This window comes from Microcoleus sp. T3_D1 (assembly GCF_036700405.1).
In the GTDB taxonomy this organism is placed as follows: Bacteria; Cyanobacteriota; Cyanobacteriia; order Cyanobacteriales; family Microcoleaceae; genus Microcoleus.
Window position 1 is genome coordinate 36875 of the sequence record NZ_JAUBOV010000051.1, and the last position, 18205, is coordinate 55079.

12 protein-coding genes are annotated in these 18205 nt (G+C 45.1%); 7 read left to right on the forward strand and 5 right to left on the reverse strand.

The genetic code is table 11. The annotated features are described in order from the left end of the window. Positions 1 to 2088: hydantoinase B/oxoprolinase family protein (locus tag QT992_RS21755; RefSeq protein ID WP_333377693.1), on the forward strand; the 2088-nt coding region annotated here is incomplete at its 5' end. A 66-nt stretch (positions 2089 to 2154) separates the two neighbouring features. Here QT992_RS21755 and QT992_RS21760 read toward each other — a convergent pair. Both QT992_RS21760 and rpsH read right to left on the reverse strand, forming a co-directional pair. Next, complete coding sequence (locus QT992_RS21760; protein ID WP_333338874.1) at positions 2155 to 2766, reverse strand: HEAT repeat domain-containing protein; 612 nt, start codon at positions 2764 to 2766, stop codon at positions 2155 to 2157. Continuing rightward, the gene (gene rpsH, locus QT992_RS21765; protein ID WP_333338871.1) at positions 2750 to 3364 is read right to left on the reverse strand and encodes a 30S ribosomal protein S8; all 615 of its coding nucleotides are present in this window, start codon (positions 3362 to 3364) and stop codon (positions 2750 to 2752) included. Before rpsH ends, QT992_RS21760 begins: the two co-directional genes overlap by 17 nt. Positions 3365 to 4060: 696 nt before the next feature. Here rpsH and QT992_RS21770 point away from each other — a divergent pair. Further along, positions 4061 to 4708, forward strand: coding sequence for a sigma-70 family RNA polymerase sigma factor (locus QT992_RS21770; protein WP_333338868.1), 648 nt, complete (start codon positions 4061 to 4063; stop codon positions 4706 to 4708). A gap of 112 nt (positions 4709 to 4820) precedes the next feature. Next, complete coding sequence (locus QT992_RS21775) at positions 4821 to 5141, forward strand: 2Fe-2S iron-sulfur cluster-binding protein (protein WP_333046751.1); 321 nt, start codon at positions 4821 to 4823, stop codon at positions 5139 to 5141. Between the two features lie 199 nt (positions 5142 to 5340). Here the strand turns inward: QT992_RS21775 and treS are convergent, their stop codons facing one another. Then, a complete protein-coding gene (gene treS, locus QT992_RS21780; RefSeq protein ID WP_333338865.1) occupies positions 5341 to 8712 on the reverse strand; it encodes a maltose alpha-D-glucosyltransferase in 3372 nt (1123 codons plus the stop codon). Between the two features lie 745 nt (positions 8713 to 9457). Here treS and QT992_RS21785 point away from each other — a divergent pair. Then, positions 9458 to 9688, forward strand: coding sequence for a photosystem II protein, Psb35-related (locus QT992_RS21785; protein ID WP_333227177.1), 231 nt, complete (start codon positions 9458 to 9460; stop codon positions 9686 to 9688). A 50-nt stretch (positions 9689 to 9738) separates the two neighbouring features. Here QT992_RS21785 and QT992_RS21790 read toward each other — a convergent pair whose 3' ends face one another. After that, positions 9739 to 9879, reverse strand: a complete 141-nt coding sequence (locus QT992_RS21790; RefSeq protein ID WP_333338861.1) for a hypothetical protein — start codon at positions 9877 to 9879, stop codon at positions 9739 to 9741. 367 nt (positions 9880 to 10246) lie between these two features. Next, on the reverse strand, positions 10247 to 13198 hold the full coding sequence (locus tag QT992_RS21795) for an AAA family ATPase (protein WP_333341470.1): 2952 nt from the start codon (positions 13196 to 13198) through the stop codon (positions 10247 to 10249). Between the two features lie 405 nt (positions 13199 to 13603). Here QT992_RS21795 and QT992_RS21800 point away from each other — a divergent pair, with 405 nt between their 5' ends. The 3 genes from QT992_RS21800 to QT992_RS21810 all read left to right on the forward strand — a co-directional run bounded on the left by QT992_RS21800 (position 13604) and on the right by QT992_RS21810 (position 18151). Continuing rightward, positions 13604 to 15019, forward strand: a complete 1416-nt coding sequence (locus QT992_RS21800; protein WP_333341472.1) for an MBOAT family O-acyltransferase — start codon at positions 13604 to 13606, stop codon at positions 15017 to 15019. A 5-nt stretch (positions 15020 to 15024) separates the two neighbouring features. Further along, positions 15025 to 16014 (forward strand): DUF459 domain-containing protein, encoded by a 990-nt coding sequence (locus QT992_RS21805; protein WP_333341474.1) that lies wholly within the window; start codon positions 15025 to 15027, stop codon positions 16012 to 16014. Between the two features lie 340 nt (positions 16015 to 16354). After that, on the forward strand, positions 16355 to 18151 hold the full coding sequence (locus QT992_RS21810; RefSeq protein WP_333313929.1) for a hypothetical protein: 1797 nt from the start codon (positions 16355 to 16357) through the stop codon (positions 18149 to 18151). The last annotated feature ends 54 nt before the right edge of the window (positions 18152 to 18205 follow it).

Below are 18205 nucleotides of genomic sequence, written 5' to 3' on the forward strand. Positions count from 1 at the left end.
GATGTGCCGGAAGCATCCCAAATTTCCCCATCTTGTGGCACAGGCATCTTGCCTGTGCAACCAATTTTGCCGACAATCGATGTGCCGGAAGCATCCCAAATTTCCCCATCTTGTGGCACAGGCATCTTGCCTGTGCAACCAATTTTGCCGACAATGGATGTGCCGGAAGCATCCCAAATTTCCCCATCTTGTGGCACAGGCATCTTGCCTGTGCAACCAATTTTGCCGACAATCGATGTGCCGGAAGCATCCCAAATTTCCCCATCTTGTGGCACGGGCATCTTGCCTGTGCAACCAATTTCAACCGTGCAAACCTATGTTGCTGGCGGGTGGCGGGAAACGCCTGTTTATCAGAGAGACGATTTGCGATCGGGCGACTGCATAGAAGGCCCTGCGATGATTGTTGAAGCAACGGGAACTAATATCATAGAACCGGGCTGGGAAGGGGAAATCACCGAAAATAACGATCTAATTTTGAACCGCCGATGCACGCAGATGGAGGCAGATAATATCCGCGTTCCTTCGGGTTTATCTGCGGCTAAATCAGATCCAGTTTTGCTGGAAATTTTTAATAATTTGTTTCGGGCGATCGCGGAACAAATGGGAGTCACATTACAAAACACAAGTTCCTCAGTCAACATCAAAGAACGTCTCGACTTTTCCTGTGCAATCTTCGACAAAAACGGGCAATTAGTTGCCAACGCGCCCCACATTCCCGTACATCTGGGATCGATGAGCGAAAGCGTTGAAGCTTTAATTTTAGCACAAGGCAATGCGATTCAACCGGGCGATGTTTATGTTTCTAACAATCCCTACAACGGCGGCACACACTTGCCAGATATCACCGTTATTACTCCAGTATTTGCTCGTGATTCCTCCCTTCCTTTGTTTTATGTTGCCTCGCGGGGACACCACGCCGACATCGGCGGCATCACTCCCGGTTCCATGCCTCCTAACAGTACAACAGTAACAGAAGAAGGTGTATTGCTTGACAATTTCCTGTTAGTAAGCGAGGGCAATTTTCGAGAAAAAGAATTACTAGAAATTTTGACAGCGGGTAATTTTCCTGTTCGCAATTCCGCTCAAAATATAGCAGATTTGCAAGCACAAATTGCTGCTAACAAGCGCGGCGCCGAAGAGCTGCTCAAGATGGTAGAACATTATGGATTAGAGACTGTGCAAGCTTATATGGGCTTCGTACAAGACAATGCTGAGGAGTCGGTGCGGCGGGTAATTGAGGTTTTGAGTGATGGCGAGTTTACTTATCCGATGGATAGCGGCGGACAAATTAAGGTAACGATTACAATTGACAAATCTGCGCGGAGTGCAAAAATAGATTTTACTGGCACTTCTGCTCAACAATCCAACAATTTTAATGCTCCTGCAGCCGTGTGCAAAGCCGCTGTTTTGTATGTTTTCCGCACGTTGGTAGATGACGATATTCCTCTAAATGCGGGCTGTTTGAAACCTCTCGAAATTATCAATCCCGAAGGCTGTATGCTGAATCCTCGCTATCGGGCGGCGGTAGTTGCCGGAAATGTGGAAACATCGCAGAATATTACCGATGCTTTGTATTGTGCTTTGGGAGTGATGGCGGCTTCTCAGGGAACTATGAATAATTTTACCTTTGGAAATCAGCGCTATCAATATTATGAAACTATTTGCGGCGGTTCGGGTGCTGGTGCAGATTTTGATGGTACGGATGCGGTTCAAACTCACATGACTAATTCGCGTTTAACTGACCCAGAAGTATTAGAATGGCGGTTCCCGGTGTTGTTAGAAAGTTTTGCAATTCGGGCTAATAGTGGGGGGAATGGATCTCATCGCGGCGGTAATGGAGTTGTGCGGCGAGTGCGGTTTCGGGAGGCGATGACGGCGGGAATTTTATCGGGGCGGCGGGTGATTTCTCCTTGCGGTTTGAATGGGGGTGAAGCGGGGAAAGTTGGGCGGAATTATGTTGAAACGGTTGATGGAAAAGTTGAGAATTTGGGGAGTACGGCGAGTGTGGAAATGCAGCCGGGGGATGTGTTTGTCATTGAGACTCCTGGGGGCGGAGGATATGGTTTTCCTAGCGGGGTTCACGGTTGATAGCCTCGATCTGCTCAAGGGTGATAACTCCCGCTTTCGGTATATAAAAAGTGCGAGCGCTTAATATTATTCAGCTTCTATCCAACCCTTAATAGTTTCAATAGGAACACTGACTAGCGGATGATTGAAGATTGCTTTCAAAGCCTCAATGCCACCTGCTTTTAATGCACTCCGCAACCGCTGTTTAAGGGTCGGATTGTCCTTGATTTCATGCTGAATTACTTCAGCTACAGCGGCTTGAGTCAGAGTTGGAGTAATCAGAGCTAGTTGATTCAGCAATTGCTGAATTTCTGCTGCTGCATCAACTAAATTCTGAGGTGGATTATTGATGAAATTACCTTCAACATTCCCAGCAGCACCTGTGACGGGGGCGTTAAAGTTCATTTGTACTTTGCGCTCTGACATAGTTTTAATGGCTTGATTTAGTACATTAAAAATTATAGCATTTCTGTAAATCTCTCCTAGGGCGGCGACTGCACTAGCCCGAACAGTTGGGTCGCTATCTTCCAATGCAGCTTGATATAGAGTAGCGATCGCTTCTTTGCAGTCAGCACCCATTTTAGCCAAAGCTTCAGCAGCGTTAGTGCGAACGAGAGAAGACGGATCGTTTTCCAAAATATGACATATCAATTGAATTGTCCTGGTTTTTGACTCGGTGAACTCATTTTGTTCGCTCACGGTAGAATTCTCCCAAGGACAATACAGCTTTAGCACGAACAGCAGGATCTTCACTTTCCAAATCTTGCAATAAGGGAAGTATCTCTTTTGGAAATTCCTGGTTTAGCCAGTCGAATTGACTGTCAGCAATTTTGTCAGTGCTGCTGTTGTTCCCTTTAGGATTGAGGTGCAGGAGCAAATGTTTGCTCGTTGCGTCGGCTACTAACTCGAAGTTAGCGATTAATCCTTGACTTTTTATTACTTGTGCAAGGTGGATAGTTGCCCATGTTGCTGGAACTTCGGTGGTTAAATTTCCTGCTAGGTTAGCTTCCCGAATGCAGGCGAGCGTCTGGGCGATCGCATCTTCCGAATTTGCACTTGTCTCGTATGTTTTGGTGGGCGGGTTGAGATGTTCGTAGAACGATGCAGAGCCAAAATTTGCCCTGGTTATTTCCTGATTTTCTATATATCTTGCAAATGTGATATTTTGATCGTTAATATCTATGACACAGTTTTCTGTTTCATTTTCACTCTCGATGAATTTGGATAACTCTGCAATTACTGCTTTGAGCCCCTTTATATCATTTGTAGTAAAAACAGCCTTTTCACCCGAATTCATAGATACTTCCAGTCCATATTTTTTGAGCCATATTTTGGGTAGGAAGTTTAATAGGATATAAATTGATATTGCAAACAACACGGCTAAGTTGAGATTTGTCAAACTCAAGATTATTAAAAATATTAAAAATATCATAGATAACCCGACCATTACCGAGCTATTGACAAGCTCGACCCCAGTTAGCTTAAATCCCGTAACGTTACAAAATTGATATACAGCATCTCCAAATTTGACTATTTTCTTAGTAATATAGATGGTTGTTAACTTAGAATATATCGTTCTAGAGCTAACAGGGGTAGTCGCTTTGCCTCGCCTTGGATTACTTATCAGCATACCTTTAACCCTCAAAGTAACTTACTAAATATTAACCAATAATGCTAGTTTCACCGGCTGAATTAATAAAAAGATTGATGAATCACTAATCTGTAAACTATGCTATTATATCACAATAAGGTACTTGTCGCTTGCCTGGAATACTTTCAAATTTTGAGGCAAGCGACAAGTGCAGGATATATCTTAACAATCTTGAAAGGCAGACAAGATGAAGTTTAAGGCTACTCAGCGCGATCGCACCCCTCCTGATATCTATCGCACGTCGCCCCAACAAAATCAGCCTCAACTCTGGAATGTCGATCGACAAATCGTGTAGAATCGGGCTGCACCAGCATTTATTCCCAAAACCTTTCCAGAACAATTGTGCAAACACCTAATTTTTCAGAATTCAACCATCCTGTGGTCAAATCCCTGTTTCACCACAGCGATCAGGAATTATTGACCCTGTTTCAAAACCATCCCGATCAGGGTCGCTTCTTCACGGCGATTTTTTGCCGCTATGCTCAAATTGTCCACTCCCTGATTCGCCATTCGGTACGATCGCCCGTACAAGGCGATTACCTGTTTGCCCACACTTGGCTGCACATCTATCACGAACTGCGAGGCCTCGATTTGCGCCGCGAGATCCAAGAGTCTGATGGCGAAAATCTCAGTCTCCAAAACTGGCTGATTAATGTCACCGCAGTCTGCATAAATCAAGCTGAATTGCCCCCTGTTGAGTCGATTCACTACTCTTTGCAATCGGCTTCGCCTCCCCTCTGGTGTTACGTCAAACAAGCCTTAGAATTGTTAGCGCCGCTGCCGCGTTTAGTGGTGTTGATGGCTCAGACTTTCCGCTGGAGCGAAACTCGAATTGCAGCTTATTTGCAAGCAGAAGGCGAAGCTATTTCGCCGGCTCAGGTAAAGGCTTTGCTGCAAAAAGGATATCAAACTTTAGAATCAAATTTGCCGGAGGATATTCGGGCTATTTATCTAGATGAAAATCTCGATTATCAAGAAGCACTTGTCTAGATATACACGATATAAATCCGCCCTTTCTAGCTGTAGGGGCGGGTTTTACCCGAAATATTTGCTAGGACTAACAGCATCGTAAACCCGCCCTTTCGCGAGGAATAAGAAAAAAATGGCTGTTTATCAAGTTCGGTTGGTGAATGAGGCTCTCGCGCTCGATCGCACGATCGCAGTACCAGACGACCAGTATATCTTAGATATGGCAGAAGATGCCGGCATCCGCTTGCCGAATGGATGCAAGCAAGGAGAGTGTTCTGCTTGCGTTGTCAAACTGCTGAGCGGTGAAATTGACCAAAGCGAACAAAAGTTTTTGAAGCCGTCAGAATTGCAAGCTGGCTACGCTGTTACTTGTGTGGCTTACCCGCTTTCTGACTGCACTTTGTTAACGCATCAAGAACAAGTTTTGTATCAAGCCGCTCTTTATTTTAAGTAATACGAAATCGGTTTTTTACCATCTTTTCTTCTAGTCTGGGGTGGCACGGACTTTGTTTGTATAGGAGCGAATTATATTCGCCGATAAAATCGTTATCAAAGCAGATTTCGTGATGTAAGGTGCGTGACTCTCAAGAATCGGGCTGCCACTTGAGTGGCTAGAAAGTCACGCACCCTAACGAGTATAGATAAACCCGCCCTTATAAATTCAGCAATTCTACAATCCGCTGAAGCGGAATGTGCGCCCAATCCAAGCGGTAATTAAGTTCGTAGGCTAGCTCGCCAACCGCTTTTTCCAAAATGTAAGCATCCAGCAAAACTTGTAGTTCCGGTATAGATTTGGGCAAGAAATCTGCATCGGCTGCTGTTGCCAAATAGCTCTTAACAAAAGTGAGGCTGACCCAGCGGTGCCAAACGTTCGCCCACTGCTGCATCTCCGGGAGATTTTCAGGGCGAATCATGCCGCTTTCTACTTCATTGCGGAGTGCCAAAGTAACAGCGTAACTCAAAGATTGCAGCATTCCCGCAACATCTCGCAGGGGCGACCTCTTCATCCGCCGCTCGCTTAAGGGTCGATCGCGTTCTCCTCCGAAATCAATAATTACGAAGTCTTTGCCTGTATAAAGAACTTGCCCAAAATGAAAGTCCCCGTGACAGCGAATTCTATCGGCCGTGATTCTCAAGTTCAAAATAGACTTGAAACGTTCCATGAGCAAATCTTCGCGGTTGAGGAGCTTTTGCGCCGATTTTTGTACTTCTGGCGGCAGTTTGGACAGCCGTTTTTTCAGCTCCAGCAAAGTTCTTCCTGCCACATTTCTCATGTATTGATAGATGGAACGCTGGTAAAACGAGGTAAAGCTTTCTGGGGCAAAAGCGGGATTTTCTATGTCCGAAGCTAAAGCGAGGTGAAGTTCGGCTGTCCGCTGACCTAAAAGTTCGGCTGATGCTAAGTAAGAGCCGATGAGTTCGCGAGCTAATGCCGGAATTTCTAGGGATAAATCGGCTACTAGCGAGTTTTGCTGCCGCTGGGTTTGTCCGGTCAAAGCGTTCGGCAAATAATTTTCGGGGGCAGTAGATAAATTCTCGCCGGAATGCTTTGCTTCTACTGTCATTACTTGCTCGAAATAGTCGCGCAGCGTGTCTAATGTATAAGACCAAGCATCTACGCTGTCGGGGATTAATTTTTGTAGGATTCCGACTGTAAGGACTTGTTTTGCTGGTGTGTGATATTCCAATGCTCCGGCAATTGGAGCGTAATGTTGGATCGTGTTGCGCTCTGTTAAAAAGCGTCCGATTTCTAATTCGGGGTTAATTCCTTCCTCGATTTTTCGCAATATTTTCAGGACGAAGCGGTCGCCGTAACCTGCGGATGTATTGCTTTGTTCTTTTTTGAACAGGTGAGGTTCGAGCTGCGCTAACTCTTCTTCTGATTTGAATGCACTGTCGGCAATTCCTAGCAGTTGACCTGCAACACCTCTGTAACTGCGAGAATTGGCGATCGTCCCCAGCAGCGCGCTCAGAAAACCTTTGTCCCCTGCAGCATCAAATAGTACCCCGATTTCCTTTTTGGTTTCTGGGAAGTGCAGGCGCGCGATCGCCCGATCGTCCACATCGCCTTTAATCTCTTCCCACCCTAAAGGCAAAACGTAAGTTTCCGGCATACCTTCAGTATAATTCAACTGCAAGAACAGAATGTAAACTTGAGATTGCTCCCCCGCACTATCTTTACATTCAACCGGTACAACATCACTTATTTCTAATGATTGAATTGTCCGGTCTGTACCGCTAAACCAGCGATTGCGCCGCAGGTATCCCGGCAAAAGATTGAGCAGCATATCGCTTAACTGACTTGTAGCAAAAGCAGTTTTCCAATTGCCTATCACCGCCAAACTAGGCAAGTCTGTAGGATGACCGTGCGAAGAAAAATCTTCGTGTTTAGCAGTAAGAGTAAACCAGTAAAAAGTGTGAGGGCTCAAGCTCAAAAAGTAAGGCTGTTCGCCAACGGCAGGAAACTCAGTGCGACCGAAAATCTCCACCGGAACAGCACCTTTAAAGGGGCCAAGGTCTAATTCTGCCGTCTGGACGAAGCGTGACAAATTAGCCACTACGAGGATGTGTTCGTCTTGATAAGTGCGTACAAAAGCTAAAACTTTGCGGTTTTCCGGGTACAGAAACTCGCAAGTTCCGCGACCGAATGCTTGGAAGCGCTGCCTAATTGCAATTAGGCGTTTCATCCACCACCAAAGAGAACTCGGATTCGCCCGCAGCGCTTCCACGTTAACAGATTCGTAGTGATATTCAGGGTCAACAATTGGCGGCGCGTACAGCCGTTGCGGGTTAGCACGGCTGAAACCGGCATTGCGATCGCCGCTCCACTGCATCGGAGTTCTCACCCCGTTGCGATCGCCCAAATAGATATTGTCTCCCATGCCAATTTCATCGCCGTAGTAAAGCACCGGCGTACCCGGAAGAGACAGCAGCAAAGCATTCATCAACTCGATGCGGCGGCGGTTATTTCCCATCAAAGGAGCCAAGCGGCGGCGGATGCCCAAATTAATTCTCGCCTGAGTGTCTTGAGCGTAAACCCGATACATATAATCTCGGTCTTCATCACTCACCATTTCCAGCGTCAATTCATCGTGATTCCGCAAAAATAATGCCCACTGACAATTATTGGGAATATGTGGAGTTTGCTGGAGAATGTCGCTAATGGGGAAGCTATCTTCCATATGCAAAGCCATAAATAAACGCGGCATCAACGGAAAATGAAAGTTCATGTGACATTCATCGCCAGCAGCGTAATATTCAACCGCATCCTCCGGCCACTGATTCGCCTCAGCCAGCAGCATCCGGTTCGGGAATTTCTCATCTACGTGCTGCCGCAATTGCTTCAGGAATTGGTGAGTTTCTGGCAGGTTTTCGCAGTTAGTACCTTCGCGCTCGTAAAGGTAAGGCACCGCATCCATCCGCAGTCCGTCTACTCCCAGCGCCAACCAGAAATCTACCACATCTAAGATGGCTTGGCGGACGGCGGGATTGTCGTAATTCAGATCTGGTTGGTGGGCATAAAAACGGTGCCAGTAATAAGCTTTTGCTACCGCATCCCAAGCCCAATTAGATGTTTCAAAATCTTTGAAAATAATCCGAGCCTCTTGATATTTTTCCGGCGTGTCGCTCCACACATAAAAATCTCTTTCGTTACTGCCTTTTGGGGCGCGGCGCGCTCGCTGAAACCAAGCGTGCTGGTCGGAAGTGTGGTTGACAATCAACTCAATAATGACTCGAATTCCCCGCTGGTGCGCTGCTTCTAAAAGGTCTTTAAAGTCCTCTAATGTGCCGTAAATCGGATTGACCGTAGTATAGTGAGATGTATCGTAGCCGTCGTCTCGGAGCGGCGAGGGAAAAAATGGCAGTACCCAAATTGCTGTTACTCCCAAGTTTTGCAGGTAATCCAGTTTTTCTGTCAGTCCTCTAAAGTCGCCGATCCCGTCTGCATTGCTGTCGGCAAAAGCGCGAACTGGTACTTCGTAAATAATCGCGTCTTTGAACCACAACGGGTCGTTATTTAACATTGAGTTTGGCATGATTTGTAGCGATGATTGGTAATTAGTAATTTGTACTTAAAGTTTGGTAATTGGGATTTCTTAGTTCCAATCCAAACTGATAAATCATAACTTATAATTGGGCCGCTATTCATCATGCCAGCCGCAGACTTTTAATCGTAATTTATTAACGCAAAACTTATAATTTCTTAACTATAAACTCTCAACAATCTGTTTTGCTATTTCGGATACAGTTCACAATCCGGGTACTGTGCTAGCTACCGATGCGCGGTGCCCACCCTACCAAAGCGTGTCAACTTAAGCCTGAAACCCCTCTGTATCTCTCGCGGGTAGCCCAGTCTAGATCCCCCTAAATCCCCCTTGATAAGGGGAGTAGGGGTTGACTTTGAGAACACTCTTGTCCCCCCCTCTTATTAAGGCAGGGCGGTTTCATTCTCACCAAAATCAGGCTTTTGTAGGGGCGGTGCCAAGAGTGGCCGCCCCCACCCACAGACGATTTCACAGGCGTTTGGGACATGGGGGCAACCACAGGGGATTGCCCCTACCGAGAATGAAACCGCCCTGCCCTTATTAAGGGGGGCGCCAGGGTGATCGAGCCCTTGTTGACACTAAGCACACCCTACAGACTCAGGATTAGGTGCGGTATTTACTACCTGCCGGACGGTTGTCACGACATTACAGTACCTTGACGTTGATTGCTAATTTTCGTTACATTAGTTTACATAAAGCAACAAAAGTTAAGGAAAAAGTAAAAATGACTATTGTAATCGCTCTTTTAATCGTCGGTTGGGTAGCAGCCTCAGTAATTGGCACTCAAGCATATTTCCTGGGCGAACAGTCAAAGCCTATCCACGAGCGGAATTGGAACGATGAGTCTTTTGAAAAATTGGCTGTAGCAATCACAGCAACAGAGATGGATTACAGCGTTCGCGTTCCCGCCTACAGCATGGATGCCTATGGCAGCCGCACCATGTCTAATTCTTGATATCAAGTAACAGGTTTCACTATTTTCAATAACAGGCAGGATGCCTGTTGCTAATTTTCAATAACAGGCAGGATGCCTGTTCCACAAGAAAATTGATGGTTTGTGGAACAGGCATCTTGCCTGTTGCTAATTTTCAATAACAGGCAGGATGCCTGTTCCACAAGAGAATTGATTGTGTGTGGAACAGGCATCTTGCCTGTTGCTAATTTTCAATAACAGGCAGGATGCCTGTTCCACAAGAAAATTGATGGTTTGTGGAACAGGCCGAAAAGCCTGTTCCTAATTTTCAATAACAGGCTTTTCGGCCTGTTCCACAAGAAGGCTTATTATTTGTGGAACAGGCCGAAAAGCCTGTTCCTAATTTTCAATAACAGGCAGGATGCCTGTTCCTAATTTTCAATAACAGGCTTTTCGGCCTGTTCCACAAGAAGACTTATTATTTGTGGAACAGGCCGAAAAGCCTGTTGCTAATTTTCAATAACAGGCAGGATGCCTGTTCCACAAGAAAATGGATTGTGTGTGGAACAGGCATCTTGCCTGTTCCTAACTATTCAGCAACTACAAACTGTTACCTGCTAGCGCCGGACGAGACTCTTTTTTGCGAAATTGCAAAGAGTTATTTTCGCAGTCGATCGCAATTGTATCACCCTCGACAAACGCATTTTCCAGAATCTTGTTAGCCAGCGGGTTTTCCAACTCCCGCTGGATAGCGCGTTTCAAGGGACGAGCGCCGTAAACCGGGTCGTAACCAACATCTGTGATATGGTTTTTCGCCGCATCCGACAGTTCCAAAGTGATTTTTTGCTCGGCCAACAAACGCTCGATCCGCTTCACTTGAATGCTGACTATTTGCCGCAGTTCGATCTTGCTCAAAGTGTGGAACAAAATTATCTCGTCCACCCGATTGAGAAATTCGGGCCGGAAGTGCGATCGCAGCGCTGCCATCACCCGTTTTAACATCTGTTCGTACTCTTGGTCTGTCTCCCGTTCTTGAGTCAATAAATTTTCATTTTCGCTCTTGTTTTCAGTCTTGTTTTCACTCTTAGTTACAGTATCAACATCGACTCGCTCGGCCGACACCTCAACAGTACCGTCGGCAGCGACTTTATAATCTGTCTTTTGACTTGACAAATCTTTCGTTTCCTGCTTCCGACTAGCAGGTTTTTTGACGGTTTTTTCCTTCTTAGTAAACACGTCTAAAATGTGGTCGCTGCCGATATTGCTGGTCATCACAATTACGGTATTTTTAAAGTCAACCACTCGACCTTGAGAATCGGTAATTCTGCCGTCATCCAACACTTGCAACAAAATGTTAAATATATCGGGGTGCGCCTTTTCAACTTCGTCAAACAGCACTACCGAATAAGGATGTCTCCGCACTGCTTCGGAAAGTTGTCCCCCTTCATCGTAACCGACATATCCGGGAGGAGCTCCTACCAACCGGGAAACGTTTTGCTTCTCCATGTATTCCGACATATCGATGCGGATCATCGCATCATCGCTGTCAAACAAAAACTCCGCCAACGCCCGCGCTAACTCAGTTTTGCCGACGCCTGTGGGGCCCATAAACAAGAAAGAGCCGATCGGCCTCCCCGGATCTTTCATACCCGCCCTAGCGCGCCGAATTGCCGCCGCCACGGCTGTTACAGCTTCCTCTTGACCGATGACTTTTTGGTGCAAGTGTTTTTCCAATTGCAGCAATTTTTGGCGTTCGGATTCTAACAATCGGTTAACCGGAATGCCCGTCCATTTGGCGACAATTTCCGCAATATCGCCCTCAGTAACTTTTTCCCGCAGCAGGGAAGAACCTTGAGCTTGCTGTTTCAAAAGTTCCGCTTCTTTGGCTTCGCGATCGCGCACCGCAGTTTCCAACTTGCCATACTTTAACTGTGCGGCTTTATTCAAATCGTAAGCCCTTTCTGCTTGTTCGATTTGGACTCGCAGTTGGTCTTCTTCTGCTTTCAATTTATTGATTGCATCCAACAACTGCTTTTCGCCCAACCACTGAGAGGACAATTTTTCCTGCTTGACTTTTAAAATGTCAATCTCCGATGTGATGCGTTCGACGCGGAAGCCGAGCCCAGGGGCTAGAGCACCTTTGCCTTCGCCTTCGATCGACAATTTTTCCATTTCCAACTGCATCACCCGGCGGTCAATGCCTTCCAATTCCACAGGTTTAGAGGTAATCTCCATTTTCAAGTGGGCGGCCGCTTCATCTACAAGGTCGATCGCCTTGTCCGGCAAAAAGCGATCGGAAATATAGCGGAAAGACAGAGTTGCAGCAGCTACCAGGGCCGAATCAGTAATTTTTACCCCGTGGTGGCGTTCGTAACGGTCTTTCAATCCGCGCAAAATCGAAACAGTATCTTCTACGCTGGGTTCGCCGACAAATACTTGTTGAAAGCGGCGTTCCAAGGCAGGATCTTTTTCAATATTCTTGCGGAATTCGTCGAGAGTTGTAGCGCCGATGCAGCGCAATTCGCCTCTGGCCAACATGGGTTTTAACAAATTTCCCGCATCCATTCCCGAACCGGAACTGCCACCGCCGCCAGTCCCGACAACGGTGTGCAATTCGTCAATAAATAGGACAATTTGCCCGTCGGAATCGATGACTTCCCGCAGGACAGACCGCAACCGTTCTTCAAATTCGCCCCGGAATTTTGCCCCAGCAATTAAACTGCCCATGTCGAGGCTGAATAGCTGGCGATTTTTCAAAGATTCCGGTACGTCGCCGTTGACAATTCGTTGGGCTAAACCTTCGGCGATCGCAGTTTTTCCGACTCCGGGATCGCCAATTAACACTGGATTGTTTTTTTGGCGACGGGAAAGAACTTGTACCACGCGGCGGATTTCCTCGTCGCGGCCGATTACTGGGTCGAGTTTGCCGGCTTTGGCGGCTTCTGTCAAATCGCGGCCGTACTTGCTGAGGGCCTCGGAGTTAGCTTCCCCATCTTGATCTTGGGCTTTAGCATTGCTGCGGCTGGCTTTCCCCGTTTCGGATTTTTTTTCTTGGGTTTTAGTAGTGGCGCGGACAGATTTGATCGCTTCTTCGAGTTTTGGTCGATCGAGTGTACCGGCTGGGGGTTTGCGATCGTAACCGGGGCGACCCGGCGGCCCATCGCCTTTTGTCAGCAACCTGCGGCCGACTCGTTCGTCTTCTACTAAGCCAATTAATAAATGTTCAACGGCGATAAAATTATCTTGCCAAGTCGCCCTGGTGGCCTCGGCAACATCTAACATAACTTCTAAGCCGCGACCGAGGTATAGTTGGTCAGCGTTGGCAACTCTGGGCTGTCGTTTGGCAAAAGCATCTAACTGCTGGGCCAAGCGGGGGGCATCGACTCCAGCTTTGCTGAGAATGCTGTTGGCCTGGCCTTGCTGTTCGAGAAGGGCGATGGCTAAATGTTCAACCTCTAGCTGCTGATTGGCAAAGCGGCGGGCTACATCCTGGGATTTGACAATGGCTTCCCAGGCTTGATCTGTAAATTTGCTAGGGTCTGTTGGCTGCACGTTGGTTCCTCGCAATCAAGGGGATTCCTGTTGTTATCCGTTAATACATCGTCTCACAACCATCATAATCTTTAAACAGGATTATGAATTTATGAGTGCGGTTAACTAGGGCGGAAGTTGTGAAATAATTGACAAGATTGAAAAAGCTTACAGTCCGTAATCCACCCCGAAATTTGCTGCGGTGAGACTCACATCTTGCGCCATTCTCCAGAACGGGCAAGATGCCCGTTCCACAAAAGATAAATTTTCTTGTGGAACAGGCATCTTGCCTGTTCATAAAAGGCTAACTGACAATGGTGCAACATATGAGTTCAGACAGACTCTGGCGATTCCCTGCGGGATAGGTTGGGTGGCCGTACTTATAAAAATATTGCCACAAACAAGATTTTTTATCGGCTGAGATATATGCTATTTCCCACTTACCAATTTTTAGTATTTTTCCTAATTATTTTTAGCCTGCTCGTGTCTGTGAAACCCCAAGTCGATTTGTATAAAATTGTCTTGTTAGTTTCGAGTTTATTATTTTATTCCTTTTGGAGTGTTGACTTTCTATTGCTCCTTATTCTCTCTACAGTCTACAATTATATCATTCTCCGGCTTCTCGGCAACAGTAAGTATAAAAAAATAGCTTTCATCTCCGGCTTAGTTTTCAACATTGGCTATCTCGGCATCTTTAAATATTGCAACTTCTTTGTAACTTCCTTATTTGAGGTACTGAATCAGCTACAAATTCCCGCCGACTTTCCAGTTTTGCAAATTATCGCCCCCGTCGGCGTGTCTTTCTACACTTTTAGAATAATTTCCCATTTAATCGACTGCTACCAGCAAAAAATCCCTTGTCCGAATTTTGTAGACTATGCCGCCTACATTACCTATTTTCCGCAAATTGCCTCCGGGCCAATCTCGCGAGCTCGCGAATTTTACTGGCAGCTAAATTCACCGGAAAAATACGACTATAAAATTGAAGAAGTTATAGTTTTGATTTTGTCTGGACTCTTCAAAAAATATACTTTATCGAGCTTTTTGTTTAACTTCACTGACTTGCCATTCAAAGTCCCCCAGCAGTACAGCAGCATCGATTTAATCCTCGCGGCAATTTCCTATTCCTGTCTAATTTACGTAGATTTCAGCGGCTACTCGGATTTAGCCAACGGCATCTCCTGTTTGCTGGGTTTTAAACCCATTGCCAACTTTAATATGCCATACCGATCGCTCAGCCTGCAAGAATTTTGGAAAAGGTGGCACATCAGTCTTTCCGAGTGGCTGAGGGATTACGTTTACTTTCCCTTTGGCGGCAACAAATACGGCAAGTTGAGGAAGTACGTAAATTTACTGATGACAATGGCGATCGGTGGATTGTGGCACGGCGCCGGTTTAAACTTTATTTTCTGGGGAGCAATTCACGGTTTAGGATTAATTGTCAACCATTTATGTAAAGATATCCCCCAAGCTATCCACTTTAAATTAGACTATGCCTTTCCCAGATTTGCTAAATTTTGCAGTTGGCTGCTAACATTTACTTTTGTTACTTGTAGCTGGGTATTTTTCGGCACTCCCAACTGGGAAACTGCGATGAGTTTTTTTCAAGGAATTGTCCACCCTGCCGTCGCAACTTTTCAATTTAACTTCTGGCAATTGTATTTAGTAATTGCAGTCATCGGCGCGATCAACTTGTGGGGCGATCGCATCTCCGAACTATTGCAAACCGTATTGTCATTAAAAAACATTTTCTTTCGGGTTGTCTTAGTTTCGCTGCTCGTGTATACTATCTTGATGTTGGGGCCAAGTACCGTCGCGCCTTTTATTTATTTTAATTTCTAAAAAAGATGAAAGACCGGGAAATTTTGCTGATTCTTACGTCTGTAATTCTCACTTTAATATTTTCAAACTTATCATTATTTCTAAAAAGCTTTGCTTCAACTCCTTTCGCCAGTGCAGAAATTAAACAAGCCGCGCGCCAGATAAAAATAGAAGGTTTCCGCAAATCCGAACAAGATTTTTGGAGGAAAATTAAAGATATTAACTTCGATAGCCTCCCCAAAGAATCAGAACTTCCTCCTGTCAAAACCGAAACAAAAGCGGCCGTTAAACCCCCAAAGCCGGCTAATGCTAAAAAACCAACCCCAGCTAAAAAACCAACCCCAGCTAAACCTAAACTGACCAGACCTTATCGCAGATTTTTATTTATTGGAGATTCCGTAATGTTCGACTTAGGAATTCAACTCCAGTACACTCTTAAGAAAAAATACAATATCGCCGATACGAAAATTGACTACAAGGTATCGACCGGATTAAATCGGATTGATTATTATGATTGGTATGCCAGAAGTCGCCAAATTATTAATAATTACCAGCCGGATGTAGTGATAGTTTTGTTTGGAACCAATGACCGTCAAAATATCATTGATTCTCAAGGAAAAGCCTGGGCTGTTATGACCCAAGAATGGCAAAAAGCTTATCAAGAAAGAGTTGAAAGATATGCCAATTTACTTGATTCGTCATCCGTGAGAAAAGTGTATTGGGTCGGTCAATCGATGCCTAACAAATCTTCGTATCTCAAAGCTTTTCCCATCATGAACAATATTTATAAAACTGCCAGCAAATCTTCATCCAAAATCGAATTTGTTTCTACTTGGGAGACATTTGGACAAGCCGGAAAATTTGTTCCAGTAGTTGCTAATAAATCGGGTAAGCGAGGCTATGTAAAAAATAATGACGGCTTGCACTTTACCTCCCACGGAGCTCAAATTATCAGTGACTTAATCGTTGACAAAATGGTAAGCGACCAAATCTTAAAAGCTCCGACAAAAAAATGACTAGAGTAGGTTGGGTTTCGTGACTCAACCTAAAATTTTGACATTTCACCGATTACTGCAAAATTATATAGGAATGAGAATTAAATAAGTTGCATTTTTTGTAGCATTTTTTGTTATTTAATCCACGATCCATATTTAGTTCGGGGCGCGCCTTTGCCTTGCTCAACCCGGTTTATAAGAAAAATCCGGGCTTTAGTTAGGAGAAATTTACTCGTGAAAGCGGGTTTATAACTCCCTATGCGTCCAGGACTAATATTGACAAAAAGCCACAGTAAATGTAATGCTGAATTCAGCATCCAACAACGGCCTCCATATCTAGCAATTGTCATGGCGACAAATTATGACGAGCAATATGTGGAAACTCGATCGCACTAACATCCCTGAGTCAATGGGGTGCAGCGGCACAGCGCTAATCTTCTCTCTCACTAAAGATACTCAACCTTGGCAAAGAATAAACCTAGTTGAAAAATTCCTGCAACAGTGCGGCATCGAGCCTTTTGCTGAAGTTTTGGGCGTACCCAACAGCGGAATATTCAGAGAAAATATACCGGAATCCGTCAGAAAACCGCATCCGAATTTGCTGTTTCGCGCTTTGGCAATTCAGGCATTTGGGAAGGTGCGAGAGGGGCTGATATCAAGTGAGAGAACGGCTAGATCAAGTAATTTTAGCAAAAATCTGCTGGCGGCGTTAGAACAGGAAGCGCGAGGGGGATCGACTCCTTTAATTCGGTGGTCTGCGGCTGTTAGTATTAAGTCAATTTGGTTGGATGAAGCAGGGCAAGGCAAGGAAGGTGCTGTCAATGTCACAATCAATGCAGGGGAAATTGAGCGGCTGGTTGTAGAAGAGCAAATTCAACTATTAGCAAGCAACAAATTTGCTTTCGGCGACTGCAGCAGAAATGACAGCGGTAAGGAATATGAGAATTGTCTCGATTTTTGGGTGTACGGCCCTAGCTGGCTGCTGCCTAGCCTGCCAATGGATTGCGAGGAATATCTGTTTTGGATCGATCGAGTATTTGCGGCGATCGCACTTAGGGGCCCGTACAAATTGAATACCGAAAACGATGCAGCGGTAACAAACTTTTTGGAAGTTGCGGAAACTAATTTTAATAACTTGGAATTCTCCAAAATACTTGCCAAAATATTTGATTTTCTGAACCACCCGGAAGCGAGAGTTAAAAATCTAGCTGCAATTATTTTACAACCCTATAAAGACAAGCTGGAGCGAAAAGCGGCGCAGATTCTGACAGCGCTCCTATATAAATTTAATGTAAAATATCAGCCTTTAGAATCCCTGACTCTTCCCGAAATCGAGGAGTACAAAGCGTCACTGTATTTCGGTAAAATGGAAATTGACGACTTGTATTGTGAGGCTTTGGCGCTGTGTGGCGATCGGGAGGTCGAACTCGCAAGTTTCTTGTCAGCTAAACAAAGGGAATACCAACATACTCTAGAAGAGCATATCAACAATCTCAGCAAGTTAGTTAAATCAATCATAAATTGCCAGAGCTTGTTAGATGCTAATAGGGAACTTTTGTATTTGACGGTAGATCGGCTGGAAAAATGGGATTACACTCTAGACAATAAACTGGCGGCGCACCGCAAAAAAATTCAAAACCTGAGCTTGGATAAAAGTACCTCCGAGCAGTGCATAAACCTCGACAATGAACTCAATTATATCAGAGATTCTTTGCAGTCTACCTTGTATGAAGTCACATCAAATATTAACAGCCAAATTAGAGAGTTAGAACTTTCTGTGTCCAAAAATAGCAAGACTGCAACAGATATGTTTAGGTGGACGTGGCTCTTGTTCGCGGTGGGGTTTTCAGTAGGGCTGTTTTTGTATTTATCGGATTTAGTGATTAACTGGATATTCGGGGTCAGCTACACAAGCGAATTTCTAGTTTATTGGACTATTTTCTTTAGTGTGATGGTGGTATTTTTGTTAGTATTAGCTGTATTTTTTTCGGCGCTCGCTGCTGTAGACAAGCGCCGAGAATCTAAATTAATTCCTCAATTTGATAGCTTAAGCCAAATAGGGAGCAGTTTTTCTATATTGTGGCAAAAAATTTATTTGCAGCAGTTTGTACCGTCGGTGCGATCGAATAAAAAGTTTCAGTTGACAGTTGACAGTTGACAGTTGACAGTTGACAGTTGACAGTTGACAGTTGACAGTTGACAGTTGACAGTT